The 2,598-nt window shown below is 65.0% G+C and carries 3 protein-coding genes; 2 read left to right on the top strand and 1 reads right to left on the bottom strand.

Annotated features, from left to right (window positions below):
* The first annotated feature begins 114 nt into the window (after positions 1-114).
* Positions 115-1,458, top strand: a complete 1,344-nt coding sequence (locus FNL14_RS20935; protein WP_091418132.1) for a pitrilysin family protein — start codon at positions 115-117, stop codon at positions 1,456-1,458.
* 118 nt (positions 1,459-1,576) lie between these two features.
* The gene (locus FNL14_RS20930; protein WP_142064174.1) at positions 1,577-2,095 is read left to right on the top strand and encodes a DUF1579 family protein; all 519 of its coding nucleotides are present in this window, start codon (positions 1,577-1,579) and stop codon (positions 2,093-2,095) included.
* Between the two features lie 67 nt (positions 2,096-2,162).
* Here FNL14_RS20930 and FNL14_RS23410 read toward each other — a convergent pair whose 3' ends face one another.
* On the bottom strand, positions 2,163-2,345 hold the full coding sequence (locus tag FNL14_RS23410; RefSeq protein WP_181762732.1) for a hypothetical protein: 183 nt from the start codon (positions 2,343-2,345) through the stop codon (positions 2,163-2,165).
* Between the last annotated feature and the right edge of the window lie 253 nt (positions 2,346-2,598).

Raw genomic sequence — 2,598 nt, 5'->3', positions numbered from 1 at the left:
TGCGGGCGAAGCCCGCAGTACTTGCATGAATCGGCGGGGCCGGTGGATGATCCACCGGCCCCGCCGCTGTTACGATGGCAGCCAGATCCCGGCTGCCCCTTTTGAAAGGCCTCAATGACTGTTGTACCCCTGCCGCTTGAGCAGAACCACCGCGGCGACACCCTGGTCCACGGTTCCGACGGCGGCTCCGAGGTCCGGCGTTCCGTGCTGCCCGGGGGAGTGCGGGTGCTGACGGAGGCAATGCCGGGGCAGCGGTCTGCGACCATCGGTTTTTGGGTGGGAGTGGGTTCCCGGGACGAGGCTCCCGGACAGCACGGATCCACGCATTTCCTGGAGCATCTCCTGTTCAAGGGGACAAAGCGCCGAACCGCCCTTGAAATCGCTTCCGCCTTTGACGAGGTAGGCGGTGAGTCAAATGCAGCAACTGCCAAGGAAAGCACCTGCTACTTCGCCCGCGTCCTGGACTCCGACCTGCCCATGGCCATCGACGTCATTGCGGACATGATCACCGGAGCGGTGCTGGACCCGGCGGAGATGGAGCAGGAACGCGACGTCATCCTCGAGGAAATCGCGATGGACAGCGACGACCCCACCGACGTCGCACACGAACACTTTGTCTCCGCTGTACTCGGCAACCACCCCCTGGGCCGGCCCATCGGCGGCACGCCCGATGCCATTAAGGCCGTGGCCCGCGACTCCGTGTGGGAACACTATCAGCGGTATTACCGGCCCGATGAACTGGTGATCACCGCTGCCGGGGGCCTGGAGCACGACGTCGTCTGCAACCTGGTGGTGGACGCCCTCGAGTCTGCGGGCTGGTCGCTGAAAGCCGACGCCGCGCCCGTCGAGCGCCGTTCCACGGACCGGGCCCTGATCACCGGGACCGCAGGCCTCCACGTGGTCAAGCGGGCGGTGGAGCAGGCGAACATCATCATGGGCTGCCCCACCATCGTCGCCACCGACGAACGCCGCTATGTCATGAGCGTCCTGAACGCGGTTCTGGGCGGAGGCATGTCCTCGCGCCTGTTCCAGGAGATCCGTGAGAAGCGCGGCCTCGTTTACTCCACATATTCCTTCGCGTCCTCCTACGCCGATGCCGGGTACTTCGGCATGTACGCCGGCTGCACCCCCTCCAAGGTGCGCCAGGTCCTGGACCTGCTGTCGATCGAGCTGGAGAAGCTTGCCGAGCATGGAATTTCCGACGACGAACTCCGCAAGGCCGTAGGCCAGCTCTGTGGCGGCATCGTGCTGGCCCTTGAGGACACGGGCTCGCGGATGTCCCGGCTGGGCCGGGCCGAACTCGTCTCCGGTGAGTACCAGGACATCGATGAAACCCTGCGGCTCATCAAGGCTGTGACGGCCGAGCAGGTCCAGGACCTTGCGGCGGAGCTGGCTGCGGCACCCAGGACCGTGACTGTTGTGGGACCCTTTGAAGAGACCGAGACTTTCGGGCTCTAACCGGGCAAACCGCGGACCTGGCCGGAACGGCTGGATTTAGCGGGAACGGCGTGACTCAGCGGGAACGGCAGGACCTGGCCGGTGGCCGGGCAAGGCTTCAGTTCTGGAGGTGAGGGATGTGGAACGGATCCCTCCCGGCCGCGCCCCGCGGGCCCTGGCAGGATTCCTGGGCCACTGGCGCGGGAGTACCCGGTTCGCTGCTGGTGCCTGGGGCCCCGAGCGAACTGTCGATGCCGAGGTGACGTACACCCCGGTAGCGGGCGGGTCCGCGGTGGTGCAGAGCTATAGTCACCGCGAACCGGACGGGACGCATTTCGAAGGCCATGGCATCTTCACGGTCGATCCGGATCACCAGGACGTTTTCTGGTACTACGTAGACAATGCAGGCCCGGCACCCGCGGCTGCGGTCCGGTGCACATGGCACAACGGAGCCCTGCGCGTGGAGCGCCGCGGCGGTGCCGGCTGGACCCGCCATACGCTGCGCGTGGATGGCGACGTGCTGACCCATGTGACGGAGCTTCGTACCCGTGACGACAAGGCCACGGGGGACAGCGGGATGCATGAGGAAGCGGGAGTGGCCGACGGGACTGGCTCTGCCTATGTCCCGTTCATGAGCTCGTCGTTCCAGCGGAGCTGACGTTTTCAGAGCAGCTCGGACTTCAAAACAGAATCGGACTTCAGGCGACTCCAGATTGACGGCGGCTTCAGGAGTTAATCATGTCCCGCTCCCACTTCCGCTGCCACTCCTTGAGCGGGTCTTTGGGCAGTTTTGGGGGGTGGGCGTAGAAGTCGTCCCAGATGGGATCGTCCGGCGCGTAGTCGGAGGGATCGTCAAGGTCGTCATCGACTGGCTCTGCAAAGGGCGGGTTGAAGCCCGGAAAGTCCATGGATCCACTTGATTCCGTTGCGGGTGGATCTTGAGCAGGCGTCAGGAATCCAGTCGTGTCGATTGCACGGGTCAGGAGTCCGGTTGTATCCGTTGCACCCTTCAAGAGCCTTGTTGTTTCCGGCGCACGCGTCGGGAGCCGGGTTGTGTCGGTTGCACGGGGCAGGTGTCCGGGTGGCCATTGGGGTGGATCGTGGTCGGGTTGTTCGGCTTTGTAGTGGCGGCCGGTGGGTGAGGTCCAGCCGGGTGGTTCG

The organism is Pseudarthrobacter sp. B4EP4b (assembly GCF_006680095.1).
Lineage (GTDB): Bacteria > Actinomycetota > Actinomycetes > Actinomycetales > Micrococcaceae > Arthrobacter.
The sequence above is the reverse complement of the archived record's forward strand: the minus strand, read 5'-3'. Positions and strand labels throughout refer to the sequence as shown.

What these genes read in the sequence shown, in the direction of transcription:
- FNL14_RS23410 (WP_181762732.1), bottom strand. Translation starts at nt 2,345, where the DNA reads ATGGACTTTCCGGGCTTCAACCCGCCCTTTGCAGAGCCAGTCGATGAC.
- FNL14_RS20935 (WP_091418132.1), top strand. Translation starts at nt 115, where the DNA reads ATGACTGTTGTACCCCTGCCGCTTGAGCAGAACCACCGCGGCGACACC.